Annotated in this window: 7 protein-coding genes; 1 reads left to right on the forward strand and 6 read right to left on the reverse strand. The window is 38.9% G+C overall.

Translation table 11 applies throughout. The features are described 5' to 3' along the window. Positions 1-274: 274 nt before the first annotated feature. The 6 genes from HMPREF0083_RS25205 to HMPREF0083_RS25225 form a co-directional block, all read right to left on the reverse strand. The gene (locus HMPREF0083_RS25205; RefSeq protein ID WP_040305080.1) at positions 275-502 is read right to left on the reverse strand and encodes a DUF3951 domain-containing protein; all 228 of its coding nucleotides are present in this window, start codon (positions 500-502) and stop codon (positions 275-277) included. Between the two features lie 625 nt (positions 503-1,127). After that, positions 1,128-1,349 (reverse strand): Imm30 family immunity protein, encoded by a 222-nt coding sequence (locus HMPREF0083_RS30290; protein WP_148316068.1) that lies wholly within the window; start codon positions 1,347-1,349, stop codon positions 1,128-1,130. 289 nt (positions 1,350-1,638) lie between these two features. Continuing rightward, entirely contained in the window at positions 1,639-2,361 is a 723-nt protein-coding gene (locus tag HMPREF0083_RS25215) for a LytR/AlgR family response regulator transcription factor (RefSeq protein WP_021624811.1), read from the reverse strand. A 34-nt stretch (positions 2,362-2,395) separates the two neighbouring features. Beyond that, entirely contained in the window at positions 2,396-2,515 is a 120-nt protein-coding gene (locus HMPREF0083_RS27650) for a cyclic lactone autoinducer peptide (RefSeq protein ID WP_021624812.1), read from the reverse strand. Then, positions 2,512-3,084, reverse strand: a complete 573-nt coding sequence (locus HMPREF0083_RS25220; protein ID WP_021624813.1) for an accessory gene regulator ArgB-like protein — start codon at positions 3,082-3,084, stop codon at positions 2,512-2,514. Before HMPREF0083_RS25220 ends, HMPREF0083_RS27650 begins: the two co-directional genes overlap by 4 nt. Before the next feature lie 11 nt (positions 3,085-3,095). Continuing rightward, entirely contained in the window at positions 3,096-4,283 is a 1,188-nt protein-coding gene (locus HMPREF0083_RS25225; protein WP_040305087.1) for a hypothetical protein, read from the reverse strand. A gap of 1,140 nt (positions 4,284-5,423) precedes the next feature. Between HMPREF0083_RS25225 and HMPREF0083_RS27655 the strand changes: the two genes are divergently transcribed. After that, positions 5,424-5,600 carry an aspartyl-phosphate phosphatase Spo0E family protein gene (locus tag HMPREF0083_RS27655; RefSeq protein WP_167331605.1) on the forward strand — a complete coding sequence of 59 codons (177 nt, stop codon included), beginning with the start codon at positions 5,424-5,426 and terminating at the stop codon, positions 5,598-5,600. Positions 5,601-5,998 lie beyond the last annotated feature (398 nt).

Here is a 5,998-nt window from a genome sequence, read left to right on the forward strand (position 1 = left end):
TTCCACCTTATGGATAATCAACAGGCGTGATCTGACCTGATGAATCGACATCCTCCCGTGGTAGGAGGTACGAAAAAGATGGAGGAAATCAGAGGCCGGAAAAAGACATGCTGGCCTTTCTTCTGCTGGAGCGCAGGGCGCATCCCCCCTCTTCTTTTCCGAATCCCCTATTTCCAACCGCGCCATCCTGTCAACATATCAAGTGTAACTTATATAGGACTGGCTAATAAGTTCCTTGTAAGCAAGGAGGGACATAGCTACGAAAGGATAAACATTATTTTTTTTCCTCATTTTTATCTTTATCGTCGCCTTGTTCGTCTTCTTGCTCTTTTTCTTCCTTTTCTTCGTGAAATTCGACAGCGGTCTGGGCCGTGATGTAATCAAATGGCGTATAGTGGCTGTCAGGAAGCTCTTTTTTCGTGGTGATTTTATAAATAATAATCCCTATTAAAGTAATAAGTAGCCCCGTAAAGAGTATTGTAAAAAGTAAAAAAATATTCATAGTGACCTTCCTTATATACATCTGATTTGATAAATTGACACATTTTTGTGATGGGAGGTAAGAAAAGAAGGAAGGGCGGTGGGTAGGAGTGGTCGGAAAAAGACATGTTGGCCTTTCCTCTGCCGGATCACAGGACGTATCCAGCCTCTTCTTTTTTCCGAATCTCCTGCTTCCAGCCACCTTACTCTGTCAAAATATCAAGTGTAATTTATATAGATTAAATTATAGGCTGTCATTTATCCCATGTTTGACGGGGAGTAAGACCCCTGCTTCTAAGCTTTAAGAGGGCAAGGAAGTAGATGTAAGCTACCCGCAAAAGTTCGATTTGTTCAACTACCAATAAGTGTAAGATGAGGGAGAAGTTACACTAGTTGAAGTTTCACTTTATTATACACGAAAGATATGAAAAGGTTTTGCAATCTATGTGATAAATATGCTATATACATCTGGTTTGATAAATCGACAAACTTTTGTGGTAGGAGGTAATAAAAGACGGAGAAAATCAGAGGCCGGAAAAAGACATGCTGTCCTTTCTTCTGCTGGAGCGCAGGGCGCATCCAACCTCTTCTTTTTTTCGAATTTCCTACTTCCAACCACGTTATCATGTCAAACTATCAAGTGTAACTTATATAGTTGAGTCACCAAAAATGAAAAAGGCCGGCATTGGCCGGCAGGAGAAAGGTGAAGTGGAACAAAGGGGTTCGCTATTACTATACCATATTTTAGGAAGTTTCCGTATTAGACAAATAAGGAAAAATTGTGACGATACAAAGAAATAAATAAGTCCAAACATAATCTCTTCCTCTTGTGTTTCATCATCAAAAATCATACATAAGTCTCGTATCATTTTTTTTCTGTGCAATCCGCCAATTTGTCCAATATATGATTGAATTCTTCACATTCTGATTGATCTCTCGGTAGTCTACAGTTATATATGCATCTGATTTGATAAATTGACACATGTTTGCGGTGGGAGGTAAGAAAAGAAATAGAAAATTAGAGGCTGGAAAAAGACACACTGTCCTTTCTTCTGCCGGAGCGCAGAGCGCATCCAGCCTCTTCTTTTTCCGAATCTCCTATTTCCAACCATCTGAACTTTTGTTACTACGTCAAGTGAATTCTATATATGGTGAAAGCTATACAGGAGAAATATTTATGCGCTGTAAAATTTTCTTCAAAATACTAAGCTTATCTTCTGCAACATATGCAACATGCTGAAAATCACCTATAAAGTGAATGCCGGTCTGATCAATATATTTAATCTTTCTCGTATTAACCAGGTAGGCTCGGTGGCTAAAAACAAAGCCCTGATTTCTTAAATATTTCTCATATATTTTGAGTGGGATATATTTTGCATCGAATGTATGGTGTAAAGTATGTACTTTTAGCTCGCGTGCCCCTGCTTCGAAAAATAAAATATCTTTTGGCGAAAGCAAAGAAAGTTCATCCGTAATCACCGGAACATAAACTCCACCAGCCTGTATAAAGCTTTGGTACTCAATGTGCAGTCGGAGCTTGCGTAAAGCTTCTTCCAGACGCGGGGGTAAATAAGGCTTTTCAATCACATCAACAATATCCAAAGGATACGTGTCACTAGCAGCGGGTCGCAATCCAGTAATAAGGACGGCTGGAATGTGACACCCTTGCATTTTTAAAACGCCATATGCTTCCAATCCGTTCATGCCTGGCAAGTCAATATCAAGGAAAAGAGCGGTGATATCATTCTTTTCCAGTACAACGGAAATCATTTCCTCCCCTGTGGCTACTACATCGACACGTTGAATATAATCAAACGTTTGTAAGTGATTAGTAAGCGCCTGTGCTTGGATTAGGTTATTTTCGCATACTAGGATGTTCATGATATCACCACCGTAGTTTTAATCTTTCTACTTTTTAACGAAGCTCTTCCGGAACTTCTGGAGTGTGAAGGGCACTAATGGATAAAGGTGTAACAATAAACGCAGCCAATACAGTAAAGAAAGAAGTCATTGCGTAGAGAACTCTCTTCATCATGCAGATTCACCTCCTTTCGGAAACAAGCGATTCAGGCTATGAATAAAGCGAATACCGAGAGGCATCACAGATAAAGACTGAAGCAATAATCCAACCGCAAAAGGCTGACTCATTTCAAAGAAGGAAGCAAGAAGTCCAAGCCCGATCCATAGCCTTGCCAAAAGCTTGAACCGATGCTTGTATTTCAGAGGGCGGGAGGATTGGTACGGTTCAATATAGTAAGAATATAGCTCAATAATGAGGAGTGCCAGCAGACAAAAAAGCAGGCTTGACCAAAAGGATACCGGAATATAGCTACATCCGACTAGCATTGAAACCGAGACAATTGTACATCCGAGACTGCTTTTTAGATGAGCTCCGCCGGTAAACATTCGTAATCCGCTGAACCCTAAAGTGAGAAAAAGTACAGGAATGCTTTGCCCGGTGACGATGGAAGCAAAAATAAGCACGAACGTTGTAACTAACGTGTTTAAAAATCCTTCAATCCCAAATTGAATCACTGCCACGGAAGCAGGATGATCGCTATTGTTTTTTAATAATGTTGCAAGGTGGTAGGCTAGCTTTTTCATAACCGACTCCCCTAAAAATGAATTGTTATTTTTGTTTTATTCGTATCCGGATCATAAAGCAGTTCAATATTGCCTGCGTGCATTTCAATTTGCGGAACGATCTCCTCCCTTAACTGTCGCAAACAAGTAGTCTCAATAATGAAAGTAGTCTGTTCATCTATCACACTATCTACGGTGAAGCGAATCCATTTGTCAGCAGCAGTCTGTTGTTTTAAAACGAGAATAATATCGTCAAAAATTTGCTTGAACAGACGGTTAAGCTGATAACCGGAAATGGAGTGTGGCGTAAAGTAATAGCCATTATTTATCACCATTAGGTTTACACCGTATGATTGACAGACATGACGTTCTTTTCCTAAAAAGGCCGCCAGCATCGGCTCGTTAATTTCGATAGCTGCTTGCAGAAAATTTCGTTCCTGAAGCAAATGATCAAGGTAGCTGATTATTGTATTCATGTTTTGACATACTGCCAGTTGGCGCAACGTTTGTGCCTGGGAATAAAAATCGCGGTTAATTTGTTTGATTTCTTCTGTGTAGCTTATAAGCTCTTCAAGGTATGATTTTTCCTCTTCAATTTTCATTTGGTATTGCATACTTTTAATGTTTCGAATTAACACGAACATCAATAAGAACATACTAAACGCACCAAAGCTAATAAGGCTTGTACGATAAAAATCGGATTCTGTAGATAATAAGGCTGTAGTTGTTTGGATAATAAGGAACATCCCGATGAAAGAACAAGCACCAATTAAATAATTGAATGGTCTGCCCATTTTTGATGATTGCTCACTCTCCAAGCTGATGTGCCATTTTCTGTTGTGAATAATATATGCACTGATAAACATAATGAGGGAGGTGGCGAGCATAATAAAAGTTTCGTACAGAATTTGGCTTGCAATTTGTGAGAAAGACTGATCCAGAATAAGCATTGAAATTGATAGAATAGCGTTCATAATAGCTGCGTTTGCTAAATAGCCCAGACACAAAACGATGAGTCCATTTATCGGCTTAAGCCGATAAACAAAAATAAGCAGTATGTAGAACAATAGCATAATTAAAAAGACAGCATAAGGTAATTCGGTGTACGCTCTAATGAAACGCGAAAAGGCTGCGACCAGAGTACTAATCAAAAATAAGGATGTAAGATGTTTACGAATGGGATAATGGAAAAAAACTAACGAGAAAATCAATAATGCCATTTCTTCTGCTATAGAGAGTAAAATTTCTAGTCCGAGAAGCATCATCAAGTAATAGCCGAAGTTAATTGTATAGTAACTTCGAATTCTCCCCTTTTTATGAATAGTATAACAAAACTATATGAAAAACGATAATGAAAAAACCATGATATTACATTGATTACTATATTTGTAGTGCATTATCATACCTGTTTTACTAGCTGTTTATTTAGTAATAATTTCCTAACCTTTAGATGAACAGGAATTCATTATGTGTGAATGATGATTCATAATATGCGTAAATATGGGGGGACATTTTTTAAAACATAAGTCAAGAGGTATTCATTATGTATGAACCTATGTTCATATACTTTTACACCTTGTGAATAGGGGTAGACAAGGAGGAAATTGGTAGCATACACTTGTAATGACAAAAAAATACAAAATGTTGAAATGTTTTGTGTGGTCAGTCTGTACTATATACATCTGACTTGATAAATGAACTCACACCTGTTGATTATCCATAAGGTGGAAGGAAGAAGGTGCACGCGTCGGCATGTTCCCTCGTCTTTCTCACGAGGAAGAAACACGGCCGCTTTGTGGCGCCAGGGCCGGACCGGCAAAACATCTGGGCCTCTCGGTGCGGGAGACGAACCGACGCCCGTTTGGGGCACGGTGTGATGACGATCCACTCTGGATCATACTGGATAATCAACACCCTTGAAATGAACTATGCCCTTATGGTGTGAAGCAAGAGAGGAAAGAAAACAGGGGAGACGGGGAAAAGAAGCACCAGCCTTTTTTCCGCCGGGGTACAGGGGGCATCTACCTGCTTTTTTCTCGAATCCGCCTATCCTAAACCACCTGAACCTTTGTTGATATATCAAGTGAATTCTAAATCGTATATTACATAGTTATCGATTGGATGATCATATACCCATAGTAGTATTTCGGTGAGATTTGTTACTCTAAACTGTCTTCAAGCTACAAAGTAACCTAAAAAAGTATAGATTCTTATCAAATCTTCTTAAAAGCAGGAATAAGAAATAATTAGCAGTGTAAGAGTCGAAAAGAAAGGACGGTACAAGGTTTGTGTGTTTACTTCTATAATCAAAATTCCTTTCCTATGGATACGCACATATGAACAGGGAGGAATGTAATCATATGAGTCTTGCAGTTGAGATAGAACAGAAACGATCCATAATGGTAGAAGTGGCTAAACAAAAGAACTTCAATTTATCACATCCCGATGTTCTCCGCGCCAGTCAGGAATTGGACAGATTGATTGAAAAACAAATGAAACAAATTCGTAAAAGAAATGAACAGACAGAATCAAGATAAAGCTGCAGGCTATTTTAGAAACATACATAATTTAATTTATCCACCCCTTAGTATCCAGTGAAAACTGATATTGTATTCCTCAAGTATGATCATTTTGAATCTTCCCCCCATAATTACATACAAAATCTAGTCTATTATGCGATTATATTTAAAATTGTAGGACAAAACGAGTAGTAGAGTGAATATCCCGTCCCTACACTTTTTATAATTTTTTACTTAAAATGGAGAGAGCTATATAAGCTACACTGGATATGTTGACAGGATAGCGTGGTTGGAAGGAGGAGATTCGGAAAAAGGCGCCCTACGCTCCGGCAGAAGAAAGGTCGGCATATCTTTTTCTGACCGCTCCCGCCCACTGCCTTTTCTTCTTTTCTTACCTCCCACCACAAACATGTGTC

Origin of the sequence: Aneurinibacillus aneurinilyticus ATCC 12856, from assembly GCF_000466385.1 — a bacterium.
GTDB lineage: Bacteria > Bacillota > Bacilli > Aneurinibacillales > Aneurinibacillaceae > Aneurinibacillus > Aneurinibacillus aneurinilyticus.